This window comes from Streptomyces sp. Root1304 (assembly GCF_001426405.1).
Taxonomy (GTDB): Bacteria; Actinomycetota; Actinomycetes; order Streptomycetales; family Streptomycetaceae; genus Streptomyces.
Window position 1 is genome coordinate 248,380 of the sequence record NZ_LMEP01000027.1, and the last position, 17,308, is coordinate 265,687.

Below are 17,308 nucleotides of genomic sequence, written 5' to 3' on the forward strand. Positions count from 1 at the left end.
ACAAGAGGACTTCGGTGAAACAGGTCGTACAGAACTACAAGAGCGGCGAGCTGGCGGTGCTGGACGTGCCGGTGCCGGGCTGCAAGCCGGGTGGTGTGCTGGTCAGGACCGCCTACTCGCTCATCTCCACCGGGACCGAGCTGATGAAGGTGTCCGAGGCCGGCATGTCGATGCTGGGCAAGGCCCGTTCGCGCCCGGACCAGGTGGCCAAGGTCGTGCAGAGCGTCGCCACCAACGGGGTGCCCGCCACCTACCGCAAGGTGATGGGCAAGCTGGACTCGTACACGCCGCTCGGCTACTCGCTGTGCGGGGTGGTCGAGCAGGTCGGCCCCGGCATCGACGACGTGAAGGTCGGCGACCTCGTGGCCTGTGCCGGCAACGAGCACGCGCTGCACGCCGAGCTGAACTGGGTGCCGAAGAACCTCTACGCCCGGGTGCCGGAGGGTCTCGCGCCCCGGCACGCGGCCTTCGGCACCGTCGGGTCGATCGCCTTGCAGGGCGTCCGGCAGGGCGAGCCGCAGCTCGGCGAATCGGCACTGGTCATCGGCCTCGGGCTGATCGGCCAGCTGGTGGTGCAGCTGCTCGTCGCCTCGGGCGTCCGCGTCGTCGGCGTCGACCCCGATCCGGCGCGCTGTGACCTGGCCGAGAGCCTGGGCGCGGCGGCGTGCGGCGATCCCTCCTCGGCGGCCGTGGAGAACGCCGTCGCCGAACTCACCGACGGGCACGGTGTGGACCAGGTGTACCTGGCCGCCGGCGGGGACAGCAACCAGCCCGTCGAGCTGGCCGCCCGGATGTGCCGGGACCGCGGCCGGGTCGTCGACATCGGCAAGTGCCGCCTCGACCTGCCGTGGAACGCGTACTACGAGAAGGAGCTCGACGTCCGGTTCTCCCGCAGCTACGGCCCCGGGCGCTACGACCCGGAGTACGAGCTCGCGGGGCGCGACTACCCGATCGGCTATGTGCGCTGGACCGAGCGCCGGAACCTGGCGTGCTTCCTCGATCTCCTCGCCCGGGGCTCGGTCGACGTGGAGCCCCTGGTCTCCCACGTCGCCGACTTCGACGACGCCGTCGAGACGTACCGGCGGCTGAAGGACGGCGACCTGAAGGCCGTGACCGTGCTGTTCCGGTACCCGGAGCGGACGACGGAGGCCGAGGCTCCGGCGGTGACCGTGCCGGCGGTGCGGCGGAGCACCGGGGCGTCCGCCCCGGTCCGCGCCGGAAAGCCGGTGCGGCTCGCGTTCGTCGGCGCGGGCAACTACGCCACGTCGATGCTGCTGCCGCACCTGGCCGGGCGCGAGGGCGTCGAGCTGTCCGCGGTCGTCACCACGACGGCGCTGTCCGCGGCCAACGCGCAGCGGAAGTTCGGCTTCGCCGCGGCGACCACCGATCTCGACGCCGTGCTCGGCGACGACTCCGTCGACGCGGTGTTCGTGGTCACCCGGCACAGCTCGCACGCCGAGCTGACCCGGCGGGCGCTGCTCGCCGGGAAGACGGTGTTCGTGGAGAAGCCGCTGGCGCTCGACCAGGAGGAACTGGCCGGGGTGCTCGCGGCGGTGGAGGAGTCCGGCAACGACCGGCTGCAGGTGGGCTTCAACCGCCGGTTCGCGCCGATGCTGCGGGAGGCCCGGCAGCGGTTCGGCGCCCGGACCGGCCCGGCGAGCCTGCGCTACCTGGTCAACGCGGGCCGCCTCGACCACGGCAGCTGGTACCTCCGGCAGGGCACCGAGGGCTCGCGGTTCGTCGGCGAGGGCGGGCACTTCATCGACACGGCGAGCTGGCTGCTCGGGGACGATCCGGTGTCGGTGTACGCGGTCGGCACGGCCGGCAACGAGGACCTGCAGGTCGTCCTGGGCTACCCGGACGGGTCCACCGCCACCGTCAGTTATGTCACCACCGGCGCTCCCGGCTTCCCCAAGGAGACGCTGGACCTGGTCGCGGACGGCAGGGTGCTGCGGCTCGACGACTTCGTCCGTGCCGCCGTGTACGACGGCGGCCGCAAGCGGTGGGTCTCCTCGCGGCTGCCCAAGGCCCGGGACAAGGGCCAGTCCGCCGAGCTGGCCGCGTTCGTCAGGGCCGTGCGGACCGGCGGTCCGATGCCGGTGCCGCTGGAGTCGCTGGTCGCCACCACGACGGCCACCCTCGCCGTCCAGGACGCCCTGGCGGGCGGTGCTCCGGTGTCGTTGGCGAGGACGATATGACGGTGAGTTCGGGAAGTCCGGGCTGGTACCTGCGGCGGCTGTCCCGGATGGGGCCGGCGGAGGTCGGCGGCCGGGCGCTCGACGCGGCGCGCAGGCGGCACTGGCGGTCGGCCCGGCCGGGCGCCCCGAGGGTGACCGGCGCCCGGTTCACCGCGGTGCTGCCCGCGGGGACGGTCGCCGCGATCCCTCCGGACGCCGCGAAGCGGCTGGTCGCGGAGGCGGACCGGCTGATGGCCGGGCACGCCGAGTACTTCGGGGTGGAACGCGACGACCTGGTCGCCCCGGACTGGTGGTACGACCCGAAGACCGGGCGCCGGGCGCCGTGGGGCTACGCCTTCGACGTGCCGTACCGGGACGAGGAGGCCGTCGGGGACATCAAGCAGATCTGGGAGCTGTCCCGGCACCAGTACCTCACGGTGCTCGCCGCCGCCTACGCGGTCACCGGGGACGAGCGGTACGCCGAGCGGGTGGCCGAGCACCTGCGCTCGTGGTGGGCGGCCAACGCGCCGCTGCGCGGGGTGCACTGGACCAGCGGCATCGAGCTGGGCATCCGGCTGCTGTCCTGGGTGTGGGTCCGGCGGCTGCTCGACGGCTGGCCGGGCGCGGCCGGGCTGTTCGAGGAGAACCCGGTGGCGCTCCATCAGATCTGGCACCACCAGCGCTGGCTGGCCGCCTTCCCCAGCCGGGGTTCCTCGGCGAACAACCACGTCATCGCCGAGGCCGCCGGCCAGTTGGCGGCGTCCTGCGCGTTCGGCTGGTTCCCGGCCTCGGCGCGCCGGCGGGCCGAGGCGATGCGGTCCCTCGACCGCCATCTGCGGAGCAACACCTTCCTCTCCGGCCTCAACCGCGAGCTGGCCACCGAGTACCACGGGCTGGTCCTCGAACTCGGCCTGGCGGCGGTGGCGGAGGCGGACGCCTTCGGGGAGCCGGTCCCCCCGTCGATCCGGCTGGTGCTGCTGCGGATGACCGACGCGCTCGCGGCCGTCGTGGACGGGCGGCTGCGGCCGCCGCGCCAGGGGGACGCGGACGACGGCCACGGGCTCGTCGTGGACGGCGCCGGAACCGACCGCTGGGGCTCGCTGCTCGCCACCGGGGAGGCCGTGTTCGGCCGACTCGACTGGTGGCCGGAGGTTTCCGGCACCGATGTCCGCACTCCGCTGCTCGCCGCGCTCGTCCGGCCGTACGCGAAGGGCCCGGCCGCTCCGGTCGTGTCCCGTCCGGCGGCCCGGCCGGGCCATTTCGCCGACGCGGGCATGACCGTCCTGCGGGGTCCCGAGGGGATCTGGTGCCGCTGTGACGGCGGCCCGCACGGGTTCCTGTCCATCGCGGCGCACGCGCACGCGGACGCGCTGTCCGTGGAGGTACGGCACGACGGGGTCGACGTGCTCGCCGACCCGGGGACGTACTGCTACCACGGGCAGCCCGAGTGGCGGCGGTACTTCCGGTCGACGCTCGGCCACAACACCCTGGAGCGGGACGGCGCCGACCAGTCCGTGTCCGGCGGACCGTTCCTGTGGACCCGGCACGCCCGGACCCGTGTCCTGGCCGCGGGCCCGTCCGACGTCTCCGACGGGGGGACGGCCCGCTGGTCCGCCGAGCACGAGGGCTACCAGGGCTCGGTGCACCGCCGCCGGGTGGAGCTGACCGCCGCGACCCGGGAACTGCGGGTGGTCGACGAGGTCCACGGCGAGCGCGGGCCCGTGCGCCTGGCGTTCCACCTCGGCCCCGCGGTCACCGCGGAGCTGGTGGGGAACCGGGCGGTGCTCGTCTGGACCCGGGACGGCGAGGACCGCTCCGCGGTGCTCGACCTGCCCGGGGAGCTGACCTGGCGGGCGCACCGCGGCGAGAGCGACCCGCCGCTGGGCTGGTACTCCGCGGGCTTCGGCCGGAAGGAACCCGCGACCACCCTGGTCGGCACCGGGTTCACCGAGGGCGCCGGGAGCTTCACCACGGTCCTCGGGTTCCGCGGCCGGGAGGGCGTGTGAGGGTGGTCGAGCGGCGGCGCCTGACGGTGCCGACGGCACCGCTGGTGCTGCTCCTGCTCGCGGCGACCGGCTGCACGGCCACGCCGGACGCCCCGGCGGGGGCGACGGGTGCGCGCCCCACGGCCGGGGCGGGCACCGCCTCCGGCGCGCCCTCCGGCGCGGGTGCGCCCTCCGCCGCCGTGGCCCGGGTGTGCGCCGCGCCCGTTCCCGGGCCGGCGAAGCCGCCGCCGGGGGCGGTGACGGTCGACCCCGCGGTGGTGAACGACCTGGCCGCGAAGACCGAGAACAGTCCCCCGGGCACCACGTTCTGGCTCCGGCCGGGCACGCACACGCTGGAGGCGGACCTCTACGCCCAGGTCACGCCCAAGGAGGGGAACCGCTACCTCGGCGCGCCGGGTGCGGTGCTCGACGGCCGGAAGGTCAACCAGTACGCGTTCGGCGGCACCGCCCGTGACGTCACCCTCCGCTTCCTCACCGTGCAGGGCTTCGTCGCGCCGAACAACGAGGGCGTGGTCAACCACGACATGGCCGACGGGTGGGTGATCGAGCACGCGAGGATCCAGTACAACTCCGGCGCGGGGCTGATGGCCGGTGCCCGCCAGCAGCTGCGCGGCAGTTGTCTGCGCGCCAACGGGCAGTACGGGATGAACGCCTACAAGACCGGTGACTCCCTCAAGGGCCTGGTGGTCGAGGGCAACGAGGTCGTGGGCAACAACACCGACGACTGGGAGCGGCGGGAGCCGGGCTGCGGCTGCACCGGGGGCATCAAGTTCTGGGCCGTGGACGGCGCCGACGTACGGGGCAACTGGGTGCACGACAACCGCGGGGCCGGGTTGTGGGCGGACACCAACAACAACGACTTCCTCATCGAGGACAACGTCCTGGAGGGCAACGACGGTGCCGCGCTGATCTACGAGACCAGCTACAACGCGGTCGTCCGGAACAACACGATCCGGCGGAACAACTGGGTCGAGGGCCGCGCCGCCGCCGCGCAGGGCGACGACTTCCCGTACGGGACGGTGTACGTCTCCGAGTCCGGCGGGGAACCGCGGGTGCGGGCCCGTACGGACAGGATCGAGATCTACCGGAACGTGCTGGAGGACAACTGGTCCGGGATCACCCTGTGGGAGAACGCCGACCGGTTCTGCAACAGCGCGGCCAACACCTCGACCGGCTACTGCACCCTGCTGGTGAAGGACACCGGCCGCTGCGCGCCGCCGGCGATCTCCCGGGCCCCGCTCTACGCCGACTGCCGGTGGAAGACCCAGCGGGTGGACATCCACGGCAACCGGTTCGCGCTGGACAAGACCGTCGTCGACTGCACGGTGGGCTGCGACCGCATGGCGGTGCTGGCCAACCACGGCACCGATCCGGACTGGTCGCCGTACCGGGGCGGGCGCGTGGCCGAGGCGATCACCCGCGAGCAGCGGAACCGCTGGCACGACAACGTCTACGTGGGGCCGTGGACGTTCGTCGCCCACGACGCGGGCCGGACGCTCGGCTTCGGGCAGTGGCGGGGCGCGCCGTACGGGCAGGACGCGGGCAGCACCCTCCGCGCACGGGACGGTGGTTGAGATGGTGAGGGACCACACGTCGAAGTTCGTCGGGACGGCCTGGGCGCTGCTCGCCCTCAACACGCTCGGGTCCGCGGGGGCGAAGACCGTCGTCCCGCTCCCCCGCTCCCTCATCCAGATGGTCACCATGGGCGCGCTGGTCGCCGCGTTCGCGCTGGCGCTCGCGGCCAATCTCCAGCTGCGCGTCCGGCCCAGCGCGTTCGTGTTCCTGCTGACGCTGCTGCTGGTGCCGAGCGTGATCTCCAGCGTGCATCTGGAGGTCGGCCCCGGCGCGCTCTTCCGCTGCGCGCGGCTGGCGCTGTTCGTCGCCACGCTGTGGCTGCTCAGCCGCTGGTGGGACGGCGGGCTGACCTTCGTACGCCATCACATCCGGATGTACTTCGCGGTGCTCGGGCTCGTGGCCGCCGGTCTGGTCCTCGCGCCGGGGACGGCGATGCCCGAGTACTACGGCGGGCGGCTGGTCGGGGCCCTGTGGCCGCTCACCCCGCCGCAGATCGGGCAGTACGCGGCGGTGGTCATCGGGCTCACCGTGCTGCTGGCGCTGAACCGCCGGATCTCCGGGAGGAGCGCGGCCGTGATCATCGTGCCCTCGCTGGTCCTGCTCGCGATGACCCACACCCGGACGGCCACGCTCGGGCTGATCATCGGCCTGGTGCTGGCGATCGGTTCGCTGGTCCTGACCAGCGGCGCCGCCCGCCGGTCCTTCGCCTGGGCGGTGCTGTGCGCCGCGGTGGCCGCGGTGGTGTTCGGCTCCGCGCTGCGGGCCTGGTTCCTGCGCGGGCAGAGCCAGCAGAACTTCTCCAACCTCACCGGCCGGGCCAAGGTCTGGGACGCCCTGCTCGCGGCGCCCCGGACGACCTCGGAGCGGCTGTTCGGCACGGGACTCGGCGACAAGTCCTTCGACGGGCTCCCGATCGACAACAGCTGGCTGGCCGTCTACGACGAGCAGGGGCTGATCGGGGTCACGCTCGTGGCCGCGATGGTCGTCGTGCTCGGCGCCGTCGCGCTGCTGCGCCCGCCGTCGCTGCCGAGGGCCTGCGCGATCTTCCTGATCAGCTACTGCGCGCTGTCCTCGTACACCGAGGTCGGTCTCGGCGACGCCTCGGCGTATCTGCTGCACCTGACCCTGGCCGCCTCGCTGCTGGTGGTGCCCGCGGCGACGGCCCCGCCGCCGCTCCAGGCGGCGGAACTTCCCCGACAACGCGTCCCGCGATGGGCCCGGAGGTGATCTGACCATGCATGTCCTCGTGGTGCACAACCGCTATTCCTCGGCGCAGCCGAGCGGCGAGAACAGGGTCGTCGACGAGGAGGTCGGGCTGCTTCGCGCGGCCGGCCACCGGGTCGACCTGTTCGAGCGGCGCAGCGACGACATCGCCGCCCGGTCGCTGCTCGGCAAGGTCGCGGTGCCGCTGCTGGTGCCGTGGAACCCGGGGGTCCGCACGGAACTCGCCGCCCGGCTCCGTACCGACCGGCCGGACGTGGTGCACGTCCACAACGTCTTCCCGCTGCTCTCGCCCGCGGTGCTCGCCGCCTGCGCCGACGTCGGCGTGCCCGTCGTCGCCACGCTGCACAACTACACCCAGGTGTGCCCGCCGGGCACGCTGCACCGGGACGGCCGGCCGTGCACCGAGTGCGTCGGGTCGGCGACGTCGCTGCCCGCCGTCCGGCACGGCTGCTACCGGAACTCCCGGCTCGCGACGGTTCCGCTGGCGGTCGGTCTGTCGGTCAACCGGCGGCGGTGGTGGTCCGGTGTGGAGCGGTTCTTCTGCATCTCGGCGGCGCAGCGCGACATCCTCGTGCGGTCCGGCATGCCGGCCGAACGCCTGGTGGTGAAGCACAACTTCGTGCCCGACCCGGGCACCGTGCGGGCGGGCGACGGTGAGCACCTGCTCTTCCTCGGCCGGCTCGCGGAGCCCAAGGGCATACGGCTGCTGATGTCCGCGTGGGACGCGCTCGCGGCGGACGGCGGGGTGGGCGTGCCGCTCGTCGTCGCCGGTGCGGGGCCGCTGGAGGCGGAGGTGACCGCCTGGGCGGCGGGCCGGGACGACGTGCGGTACGTCGGCCTGTACGACCCGGCCCAGTGCCGGGAGGCCGTGTCGCGGGCGGTCTGCGTGGTCGCTCCGTCGATGGCCCGGGAGACCTTCGGCCTGGTGGTGGCGGAGGCGATGGCGGCCGGGGTGCCGGCCGTGGCCGCCGGGCACGGCGCCTTCGTCGAACTCGTCGAGGACGGGGTGACCGGGCTGTTGCACCGGCCGGGCGACGCCGCCTCGCTGGCGTCCTGTCTGCGCCGGATCACGGCCGGGCCGGACCGCAACAGGGAGATGGGCCGGGCGGCCCAGCGCCGTTACGAGCGGGGCTTCAGCCCGGCCGTCGGTCTGGAGCGCCTGGTGGAGGAGTACCGCTCCGCGACAGCGGGGCGGACGGAATCAATGGGGGGCAGTAAATGACACGATGCCGACTCTGCGGTTCGGCGGCGCTGACCAGCGTCGTCGACCTGGGGGCGACGCCACCGTGCGAGAGTTTTCTCGCCGCGGACCAGCTGGACCGTCCCGAGCCCGCGTACCCGCTGCATCTGCGGGTCTGCGCCGACTGCTGGCTCGCGCAGATCCCTCCGCTGATCACGCCGGAGGAGACCTTCAAGGAGTACGCGTACTTCTCGTCGTTCTCGACCTCGTGGGTGGAGCACGCGCGGACCTTCGTCGCCGACGCCGTGGAGCGGCTCGCGCTCGGCCCCGACGCCTTCGTGGTCGAGGTCGCGAGCAACGACGGGTACCTGCTGAAGCACGTGGTGGACCGGGGGATCCGCTGCCTCGGCGTCGAGCCCTCGGTGAACGTGGGGGCGACGGCGCGGGACGCGGGCGTGCCCACGCTCACGGAGTTCCTGAGCCCGGAGACCGGGGCGGCCGTCCGTGCCGAGCACGGCCCGGCGGACCTGGTCGTGGCCAACAACGTGTACGCGCACATCCCCGACGTGGTCGGGTTCACCCAGGGGCTGCGGGCCCTGGTCGCGGACGACGGCTGGGTCTCGATCGAGGTGCAGCACCTGCTGACCCTGATCGAGGAGAACCAGTACGACACGATCTACCACGAGCACTTCCAGTACTACACGGTCGCGTCCGCGATCCGGGCGCTCGCGAGCGGCGGACTGACGCTCGTGGACGTCGAGCTGCTGCCCACGCACGGCGGCTCCATCCGGCTGTGGGCCCGCCCGTCCGAGGTGGCCGGCGAGCCGGCCGCGCGGGTCGCCGAGGTGCTGGACCGGGAGAAGGCCGCCGGGCTCCAGGACCTCTCCGGGTACGCCGAGTTCTCCGCCCGGGTGGCCAAGGTGCGCCGGGACCTGCTGCGGTTCCTCATCGAGGCGGCCGAGCGCGGCGAGACCGTCGTCGGCTACGGCGCCCCCGGCAAGGGCAACACCCTGCTCAACCACTGCGGCATCCGGCCCGACCTGCTCGCCTACACGGTCGACCGGAACCCCTACAAGCACGGCAGGTTCACCCCGGGCACCCGCATCCCGATCCTGCCGCCCGAGCGGATCGCCGCCGACAGGCCGGACTACGTCCTCGTCCTGCCGTGGAACCTGCGGGCCGAACTGACCGAGCAGCTGTCCTTCGTCCACGAGTGGGGCGGCCGGCTCGTCTTCCCCATCCCGGAACTCACCGTCGTCGAGGCCACGTCGTGAAAGAGGTAGCAGCATGAAGGTCGTACTGTTCTGCGGCGGTTACGGGCTGCGGATGCGCAGCGGAGCCTCCGACGACGTGCCCAAGCCGATGGCGATGGTCGGCCCCCGGCCGCTGATCTGGCACGTGATGCGCTACTACGCGTACTACGGGCACACCGAGTTCATCCTGTGCCTCGGCTACGGGGCCGATCACATCAAGAACTTCTTCCTCAACTACGAGGAGACGACGTCCAACGACTTCGTGCTGCGGGGCGGGCGGACCGAGCTGCTGTCCACCGACATATCCGACTGGACGATCACCTTCGCGCAGACCGGCATGGAGTCGCCGATCGGGGAGCGGCTGCGCCGGGTGCGGCACCACCTGGACGGCGACGAGATGTTCCTCGCCAACTACGCCGACGTGCTCACCGACGCCCCGCTGCCGGAGATGATCGACCGGTTCTCCCGGCGGGACGCCGGTGCGTCGATGATGGTGGTGCCGCCGCAGTCCTCGTTCCACTGCGTGGACCTGGGCGACAACGGGCTGGTGGGGGGCATCACCCCGGTGAGCGAGCTGCCGCTGTGGGAGAACGGCGGCTACTTCGTGCTCCGCCAGGAGGTCTTCGACCACATCCCGGAGAACGGGGACCTGGTCGCCGACGGGTGCGCCGAACTGGCCAAGCGCGGCCGTCTGGTGGCGCACCAGCACCGGGGCTTCTGGAAGCCGACCGACACCGTGAAGGAGCGGGCCGCGCTCGACGAGGCGTACGCCAGGGGCGAGCGCCCGTGGGCCGTGTGGGAGCGGGACGGCGTGACCGTCGCCCCGGACTCCTCCGGGGCGCGGGCGTGATCCGGCTCGGGGGCGGGCGCGTGGAGCGGGTCGTGGCGGTGGGCGCGCACTGCGACGACATCGCCATCGGCGCCGGGGGCACGCTGCTCACGCTGTGCCTGGCCCGGCCGGGCGTCCGCGTCGACGCGCTGGTGCTCTCCGGTGGCGGCGGCGAGCGCGAGGACGAGGAGCGGGCCGCGCTGGCCGCCTTCTGTCCGGGTGCCGATCTGCGGCTGACGGTGCTGAAGCTGCCGGACGGGCGTCTTCCCGCCCACTGGGACGAGGCGAAGGCCGCGGTCGAGGAACTGCGCGAGCGGACCGATCCGGATCTGGTGCTCGCCCCGCGCACCGAGGACGCCCATCAGGACCACCGCGGGCTGGCGCGGCTGCTTCCCACCGCGTTCCGCGACCATCTCGTGCTCGGCTACGAGATCGTCAAGTGGGACGCCGATCTCGGCCGGCCGGTGGCGTACCAGCCGCTGTCGACGGAGATCGCCGAACGGAAGGTGCGGCTGCTGCAGGAGCACTATCCCTCGCAGCGGCACCGTCCCTGGTACGACCGGGAGGCCTTCCTCGGGCTGGCCCGGATTCGCGGTATCGAATGCCACGCGCGCTACGCCGAGGCGTTCGCCGTCACCAAACTCACTCTCGACCTGGGGGAATGAACCTTGCGCGTACTGCTGACCGGGCACCAGGGCTATCTGGGCACCGTCATGGCTCCCGTCCTCGCGGCCGCCGGGCACGAGGTCGTCGGTCTCGACTCCGGCCTGTTCGCCGACTGTGTGCTCGGGCCGACTCCCGCCGACCCGCCGGGAGTCCGGGTGGACCTGCGCGACGTCACGGCCGAGCACGTGGCCGGGGTGGACGCGGTGATCCATCTGGCCGCGCTCTCCAACGACCCGCTGGGCTCGCTGGCACCGGACCTCACCTACGACATCAACCACCACGCGTCCGTACGGCTGGCCCGGCTGGCCCGCGAGGCCGGGGTGCGGCGCTTCCTGTACGCGTCGACGTGTTCGGTCTACGGCGCCGCCGGCGGCGAGGCGCTGGTGGCCGAGGACGCCCCGCTGCGCCCGGTCACCCCGTACGCGGAGTCCAAGGTGCGGGTGGAGGACGACCTGCACGCGCTGGCCGACGGCGACTTCAGCCCGGTGTACATGCGCAACGCCACGGCCTTCGGCTACTCCCCCAGGCTGCGCGCCGACATCGTGCTGAACAACCTGGTGGGCCACGCGCTGCTGTCCGGCGAGGTGCTCGTGCTCTCCGACGGCACCCCGTGGCGTCCGCTGGTGCACGCCGCCGACATCGCGCGCGCCTTCACGGCCGCGCTGGAGGCACCGTGGGAAGCGGTCCACGACCGGGCGTTCAACATCGGCAGCGAGGCCAACAACGTCACGGTCGCGGAGATCGCCGGGCAGGTCGCCGAGGCGGTGCCGGGATCGAAGGTGCGGATCACCGGGGAGCACGGCGCCGACCCGCGGTCGTACCGGGTGGACTTCTCCCGGTTCCGCGCCGCGATTCCCGGCTTCGACTGCGAGTGGACGGTGAAGCGGGGAGCGCTCGAACTCGCCGACGCCTACCGGAACTTCGAACTCACCAAGGATGACTTCGAGCGTCTCTTCACCCGGCTGGCCGTGCTGCGCGCGGCGTCCGAGGCCGGCACGGTCGACGACACGCTGCGGTGGCGCCGGTGACCGCGGCCGACGGAGAGGACGACGCGGCCGGCCGGGAGGCGCGGGCGACCGGTGACCGGATGCACGCACTGGTGGAGCGGCTGTACCCGCTGTGCCGGAGCATCACCGGTGACGGGGTGCGCGCGACCCTGGACATCGTCGGCGAGTACCTGCCGCTCCAGGTGCACGAGGTGCCGACGGGGACGCAGGTGCTCGACTGGACGGTGCCGCAGGAGTGGAACATCCGGGACGCGTACGTCGCCGACGGCTCGGGCCGCCGTGTCGTCGACTTCGCCGCGTCCAGCCTGCACGTGCTCGGCTACAGCGTGCCGGTGGCGCGCACCATGCCGCTTTCCGAACTGCGCGGGCATCTGCACACCCTGCCGGACCAGCCGGCGCTGGTGCCGTACCGCACCAGCTACTACAAGCCGGAGTGGGGGTTCTGCCTGGCCCAGGAGACCCTGGACGCGCTGCCGGACGGCGAGTACGAGGTGTGCGTCGACTCCACCCTCGCCGACGGGCACCTCACCTACGCCGAGCACGTGGTGCCCGGTCGGGTAGCCGACGAGGTGATCGTCTCCTGCCACGTCTGCCACCCGTCGCTGGCGAACGACAACCTGGCCGGCGTCGCGGTGGCGACGTTCCTGGCCCGCGAGCTGGCGGAGCGGAACCCGTACTACACCTACCGGTTCATCTTCGCGCCCGGCACCATCGGGGCGATCACCTGGCTGGCCCGCAACGCGGAGCGGGTGGACCGGGTCAAGCACGGGCTCGTGCTGGCCTGCGCGGGAGACCGGGGCCAGGTGACGTACAAGCAGAGCAGGCGCGGCGACGCCGAGATCGACCGGGTGATGCGGCATGTGCTGACCACGTCCGAACGGCCGCACCAGGTCAACGAGTTCACTCCGTACGGCTACGACGAGCGGCAGTTCTGCTCGCCCGGGTTCGATCTCGGGGTGGGCTCGCTCACCCGGACCCCGTACGCGGGTTACCCCGAGTATCACACCTCGGCGGACAACCCGGACTTCGTCTCTCCGGAGGCGATGGCGGACACGCTCGCCGTCTGCCGCGAGGCGTTCGCCGTGCTCGACCGGAACCGGCGGTACGTCAACCTCAGCCCCTACGGCGAACCGCAGTTGGGCCGGCGCGGGCTGTACGAGGCGCTCGGTGGGCGCAGCGACACCCAGCAGGCGCAGATGGCCATGCTCTGGGTGCTCAACCTCTCCGACGGCGGGCACAGCCTGCTGGACGTCGCCCAGCGGTCGGGGCTGCCGTTCGACACCGTCGCCGCCGCGGCCGACGCCCTGCGCGGCGCCGGGCTGATCAAGGCATGACGCCCATGGCCGCCGAGGGAGGGACCCCACCCACATCACTGACGCCTCCGCCGGCGGCGGAGGCGGAGGCCGGGGCCGGCGACGCCCGGCCGACGGCCCGGCGGGCCGTCGCGGGGCGGCTGTCCTGGGGGCTGGCCGACCAGGCGGCCTCCAGCATCTCCAACTTCGCGGTGGGCATCTATGTGGCGCGTTCGCTGGGGCTGACCGCGTTCGGCGTGTTCAGCCTGGCCTGGGTGACCTACGGCGTGGTGCTGAACGTCTCCCGCGGCCTCGCCACCGATCCGCTGGTGGTGCGCTTCAGCGGTGTGCCGGCCGCGTCCTGGCGTACGGCAGTGGCCCGGGCGTCCGGGACCGCGCTCGGCGTGGGCACGGTCCTGGGCGCGGTGTCCCTGGTGTTCGGTCTCGCCCTCGGCGGCCCGGTGGGAACCGCGTTCGCCTGCCTCGGTGCCGTGCTGCCGGGGCTGCTGCTGCAGGACGCCTGGCGGTTCGCGTTCTTCGCCGCCGGCGCCGGGCGGAAGGCGTTCGTCAACGACATGGTGTGGGCGGTCGCGCTCGTCCCCGCCATGGTGGTGGCGGCCCGTACGGGCGGCGTGGGCTCCTTCGTCCTCGCCTGGGGCGTGTCCGCGGCGGTGGCCGCCGTGTACGGCGGCTTCCAGGCAGGCCTTTGGCCCCGGCCGACCGGAGCCCGCGCGTGGCTGCGCGAACACCACGACCTCGGCTCCCGATACCTGGTCGAGAACGTCACCAACAGCGGTGCGAGCCAGCTGCGGGCGTACGGGCTCGGCGCGATCGTCGGGGTCGGCGCGGTGGGGGTGGTCCGGGGCGCCGAGCTGCTCCTCGGCCCGTTCCTCGCCGTGCTGATGGGGCTGTCCCTGGTCACCGTCGCGGAGGCGGCGCGGGTGCTGCGGCGGGCCCCGCACCGGCTCGCCTCGTTCTGCCTCCTGCTCGGCGGCGGGCAGGCCGTCGCCGCGACGCTCTGGGGCGGGGCACTGCTGCTCGTCCCGGACCGGCTCGGCGAGCTCGTGCTCGGCGGCGTCTGGCACTCCGCCTCCCAGCTCGTCGTGCCGGTCACCCTCGGCGTCGCGGGCGCCGGACTCGGCACCGGCGCGGCGGCCGGGCTGCGCGCGCTCGGCGCGGCCGGGCGCAGTCTGCGCAGCCAGCTGATCGCCTCCGCCTGTTACGTCGCCGGCGGCCTCGGCGGCGCCGCCGCGGCCGGCACGGTCGGCTCGGCCTGGGGCGTCGCCGCCGCGACGCTCGGCAGCTCGGCCGTGTGGTGGCTGCAGCTGCACGCCGCCCTGCGCGAGCACCACCGGAATCCCATCCCCGAAGTGAGGACCTCATGACCGCCCGACCCAGGCTGAGCATCGGCCTGCCCGTGTACAACGGCGAGGAGTATCTCGCCGAATCGCTCGAAGCGCTGCTCGGCCAGACGTACGAGGACTTCGAGCTGGTCATCTCCGACAACGCCTCGACCGACGGGACCCAGGAGGTCTGCCGGACGTACGCGGCGCGGGACTCGCGCATCCGGTACATCCGGCTGCCCCGGAACATCGGCGCCGCGCCGAACCACAACTACGTGTTCACCCAGTGCCACGGCGAACTGTTCAAGTGGGCCTCGCACGACGACCTCTACGCCCGGGACCTGCTGCGGCGCTGCGTGGAGGCGCTGGACGAGCGCCCCGAGGTGATCCTCGCCCACGCCGACCAGGCGGTCATCGACGGCGACGGACAGGTGAAGGTCCCGTACGAGTACGGGCTCGCCACCGCGTCCCCGCGCCCCCCGGAGCGCTTCCGCAGCATGCTGTTCGAGCCCGGCGGCGACGACTTCTACGGGGTGATGCGGGCCGACGTGCTGCGCCGGGTGAAGCCGCACGACAGCTACCACCACGCGGACCGTACGTTCGTCGCCGAGATCGGCCTGAACGGGCCCTTCCACCAGGTGCCGGAGCTGCTGTACTTCCGCCGCGACCACCCCACCCGCGCCGAGCGGGCGAACCCGTCCAAGCGGTCCCGGTGCGTCAACCTGGATCCGCGCAGGGCGGGCCCGCTGCACCCGACGCCCCGGCTGCTCGCCGAGTACGTCTGGGGGTTCGTCGCGGCGATCCGGCGGGCGCCGTTGTCCCCGGCCGACCGGCGCGCGTGCTTCCGCCATCTGGCGGAGTGGGCGGCCAGCCGGGCCCGGCCGGGCGCCGGCGAGCGGGTCGAGGACCGCACCCCGGTCGACCCGGCGCTGCTCACCGTCTCCCTCGACGCGATCGTCGCCGGGCGCGAGGGGAGGCGGGCGTGACTCCGGTCCGGGTCGGGGTGTTCGGTCTGCTCGGTTCCGGCAACCTCGGCAACGACGGCTCGCTGGAGGCCGTCCTCGGGTACCTCCGCGCCGAGCACCCGGAGGCGGCCGTGGACGCGCTGTGCGGCGGCCCCGAGACCGTCGCGGCCCGGTACGGCATCCCCGCGACCCGGCTGCACTGGTACCGCGGTGAGTACCGGACCGCGTCCCGCGCGGGCGCGATCGCCGGCAAGGGGCTCGGCAAACTCGTCGACGCCTTCCGCACCGCCGCCTGGGTGCGCCGGCACGACGTGGTGATCGTGCCGGGCATGGGCGTCCTGGAGGCCACGCTGCCGCTGCGGCCGTGGGGATTCCCGTACGCGCTGTTCCTGCTCTGCGCCTCGGGCCGGCTGCTGCGCACCCCGGTGGCGCTCGTCGGTGTCGGCGCCGCCCCGATCCGGGAGCGGCCGACGCGGGCCCTGGTGCGCTGGTCGGCACGGCTCGCCGCGTACCGGTCGTACCGGGACTCCCTGTCGCGCGACGCGATGCGGGCGATGGGTGTGGACACCGCGCGCGACGAGGTCTACCCGGACCTCGCGTTCGCCCTGCCCGCGCCCCCTCCTGGCGGGCCCCCGGGCCCGCCGGGCACGGTCTGTGTGGGCGTCATGGACTTCCACGGGGGCAACGACGACCGCGCCCGCGCCGAGGAGATCCACCGGAGCTATCTCGACGGGACGACGCGTTTCGTCCGCGCGCTGGCCGAGGACGGCAGACCGGTCCGGCTCCTCACCGGTGACGCCTGCGACGCGTCGGTGGTCGCCGCGATCCTCGACGCGGTGGACTCGCCGCTGGTCACCGCGGCCGAGGCGGCCTCGCTGGCGGACCTGATGAAGGAGATGGCGGCGGCCGACAGCGTGGTCGCGACCCGGTACCACAATCTGGTCTGCGCGCTGAAGGCCGGAACGCCGACGCTCGCCCTCGGCTACGCGGCCAAGAGCGACGCGCTCATGGAGCGGATGGGCCTCGGCGCGTACTGCCACCCGGCGCGCGAGGTCGACGCCGACCGGCTCCTCGCCCAGTTCCGGGCACTCGAAGAGCGGTCGGCCGAGCTGCGGCGGACCCTCACCGAGCGGAACCTCGCCGCCGCCCTGAGCCTCCGGCACCAGTTCGACGCCCTGACCGCGGCCCTGTTCCCGGCCACCACCCCCACCCGTGCCCCCGCGTATCGAGAGGCTCCATGAAAGCGACCGCAGTACCGGAGATCGCCGGCGCGTACCTGTTCGAGCCGACCCCCTTCGCCGACGAACGCGGCTTCTTCAGCCGCACCTTCGACGCCGACGTCGTCCGCTCGGTCGGCCTCGACCCGGGCGCCTTCGTCCAGGACAGTCTGTCCCGCTCGGTCCGTGGCGTGCTGCGCGGCATGCACCTGCGCTCCGGCGACGGCGAGGCCAAGCTGGTGCGCTGCTCGTACGGGAGGATCTTCGACGTCGTCGTGGACCTGCGTCCGGACTCGCCGACCTACCGCAACCGGGCCTTCTTCGAACTGTCCGACGAGACACAGGCCACCCTGTACATCCCGGCGGGATGCGCGCACGGCTTCCAGGCGCTGACCGGGACCGCCGACACCTCGTACCGGATCGACCGCCCGCACGATCCGGCCGAGGACGTGACGATCGCCTTCGACGACCCGGAGCTCGCCATTCCGTGGCCGCTCCCGGCCACGTCGATGTCCCGGCGGGACCGGGAGGCGCCGAGCCTCGCCGAGGTCCTGAAGCAGAGAGAGAGCTGAGA

At 73.2% G+C, this 17,308-nt stretch carries 14 protein-coding genes; all 14 read left to right on the plus strand.

Annotation, left to right across the window (positions count from 1 at the left end):
- The first annotated feature begins 14 nt into the window (after window positions 1–14).
- Genes ASD33_RS32180 through ASD33_RS32245 form a run of 14 tightly spaced genes read left to right on the plus strand, consistent with a single transcriptional unit; the run spans window position 15 to window position 17,306 of the window.
- Complete coding sequence (locus ASD33_RS32180) at window positions 15–2,198, plus strand: bi-domain-containing oxidoreductase (RefSeq protein WP_056568765.1); 2,184 nt, start codon at window positions 15–17, stop codon at window positions 2,196–2,198.
- Window positions 2,195–4,183: an alginate lyase family protein gene (locus ASD33_RS32185; RefSeq protein WP_199863628.1), complete on the plus strand. Its 1,989-nt coding sequence runs from the start codon at window positions 2,195–2,197 to the stop codon at window positions 4,181–4,183. Before ASD33_RS32180 ends, ASD33_RS32185 begins: the two co-directional genes overlap by 4 nt.
- A gap of 2 nt (window positions 4,184–4,185) precedes the next feature.
- Window positions 4,186–5,757, plus strand: a complete 1,572-nt coding sequence (locus ASD33_RS32190) for a right-handed parallel beta-helix repeat-containing protein (protein ID WP_056568770.1) — start codon at window positions 4,186–4,188, stop codon at window positions 5,755–5,757.
- Window position 5,758: 1 nt separating this feature from the next.
- Window positions 5,759–6,985, plus strand: a complete 1,227-nt coding sequence (locus ASD33_RS32195; RefSeq protein ID WP_056568773.1) for a hypothetical protein — start codon at window positions 5,759–5,761, stop codon at window positions 6,983–6,985.
- 7 nt (window positions 6,986–6,992) lie between these two features.
- Window positions 6,993–8,204, plus strand: coding sequence for a glycosyltransferase (locus ASD33_RS32200; protein ID WP_056568776.1), 1,212 nt, complete (start codon window positions 6,993–6,995; stop codon window positions 8,202–8,204).
- A complete protein-coding gene (locus tag ASD33_RS32205; protein WP_056568779.1) occupies window positions 8,201–9,436 on the plus strand; it encodes a class I SAM-dependent methyltransferase in 1,236 nt (411 codons plus the stop codon). Before ASD33_RS32200 ends, ASD33_RS32205 begins: the two co-directional genes overlap by 4 nt.
- A 13-nt stretch (window positions 9,437–9,449) precedes the next feature.
- On the plus strand, window positions 9,450–10,265 hold the full coding sequence (locus tag ASD33_RS32210; protein WP_056568781.1) for a hypothetical protein: 816 nt from the start codon (window positions 9,450–9,452) through the stop codon (window positions 10,263–10,265).
- Window positions 10,262–10,909, plus strand: coding sequence for a PIG-L family deacetylase (locus tag ASD33_RS32215; protein ID WP_056568996.1), 648 nt, complete (start codon window positions 10,262–10,264; stop codon window positions 10,907–10,909). The genes ASD33_RS32210 and ASD33_RS32215 overlap by 4 nt, the downstream gene beginning before the upstream one ends.
- Window positions 10,910–10,912: 3 nt before the next feature.
- Entirely contained in the window at window positions 10,913–11,938 is a 1,026-nt protein-coding gene (locus ASD33_RS32220) for an SDR family oxidoreductase (RefSeq protein WP_056568784.1), read from the plus strand.
- A gap of 59 nt (window positions 11,939–11,997) precedes the next feature.
- Window positions 11,998–13,251: a DUF4910 domain-containing protein gene (locus ASD33_RS32225; protein ID WP_056568998.1), complete on the plus strand. Its 1,254-nt coding sequence runs from the start codon at window positions 11,998–12,000 to the stop codon at window positions 13,249–13,251.
- Window positions 13,248–14,594, plus strand: coding sequence for a hypothetical protein (locus tag ASD33_RS32230; protein ID WP_107103801.1), 1,347 nt, complete (start codon window positions 13,248–13,250; stop codon window positions 14,592–14,594). Before ASD33_RS32225 ends, ASD33_RS32230 begins: the two co-directional genes overlap by 4 nt.
- Window positions 14,591–15,538, plus strand: coding sequence for a glycosyltransferase family 2 protein (locus tag ASD33_RS32235; RefSeq protein ID WP_056568788.1), 948 nt, complete (start codon window positions 14,591–14,593; stop codon window positions 15,536–15,538). The genes ASD33_RS32230 and ASD33_RS32235 overlap by 4 nt, the downstream gene beginning before the upstream one ends.
- Window positions 15,535–16,758, plus strand: a complete 1,224-nt coding sequence (locus ASD33_RS32240) for a polysaccharide pyruvyl transferase family protein (RefSeq protein ID WP_056568791.1) — start codon at window positions 15,535–15,537, stop codon at window positions 16,756–16,758. Before ASD33_RS32235 ends, ASD33_RS32240 begins: the two co-directional genes overlap by 4 nt.
- Window positions 16,755–17,306, plus strand: coding sequence for a dTDP-4-dehydrorhamnose 3,5-epimerase family protein (locus tag ASD33_RS32245; protein ID WP_056568794.1), 552 nt, complete (start codon window positions 16,755–16,757; stop codon window positions 17,304–17,306). Before ASD33_RS32240 ends, ASD33_RS32245 begins: the two co-directional genes overlap by 4 nt.
- The last annotated feature ends 2 nt before the right edge of the window (window positions 17,307–17,308 follow it).

What these genes read in the sequence shown, in the direction of transcription:
- ASD33_RS32185 (WP_199863628.1), top strand. Translation starts at nt 2,195, where the DNA reads ATGACGGTGAGTTCGGGAAGTCCGGGCTGGTACCTGCGGCGGCTGTCC.
- ASD33_RS32205 (WP_056568779.1), top strand. Translation starts at nt 8,201, where the DNA reads ATGACACGATGCCGACTCTGCGGTTCGGCGGCGCTGACCAGCGTCGTC.
- ASD33_RS32245 (WP_056568794.1), top strand. Translation starts at nt 16,755, where the DNA reads ATGAAAGCGACCGCAGTACCGGAGATCGCCGGCGCGTACCTGTTCGAG.
- ASD33_RS32235 (WP_056568788.1), top strand. Translation starts at nt 14,591, where the DNA reads ATGACCGCCCGACCCAGGCTGAGCATCGGCCTGCCCGTGTACAACGGC.
- ASD33_RS32230 (WP_107103801.1), top strand. Translation starts at nt 13,248, where the DNA reads ATGACGCCCATGGCCGCCGAGGGAGGGACCCCACCCACATCACTGACG.
- ASD33_RS32200 (WP_056568776.1), top strand. Translation starts at nt 6,993, where the DNA reads ATGCATGTCCTCGTGGTGCACAACCGCTATTCCTCGGCGCAGCCGAGC.
- ASD33_RS32225 (WP_056568998.1), top strand. Translation starts at nt 11,998, where the DNA reads ATGCACGCACTGGTGGAGCGGCTGTACCCGCTGTGCCGGAGCATCACC.
- ASD33_RS32210 (WP_056568781.1), top strand. Translation starts at nt 9,450, where the DNA reads ATGAAGGTCGTACTGTTCTGCGGCGGTTACGGGCTGCGGATGCGCAGC.
- ASD33_RS32195 (WP_056568773.1), top strand. Translation starts at nt 5,759, where the DNA reads ATGGTGAGGGACCACACGTCGAAGTTCGTCGGGACGGCCTGGGCGCTG.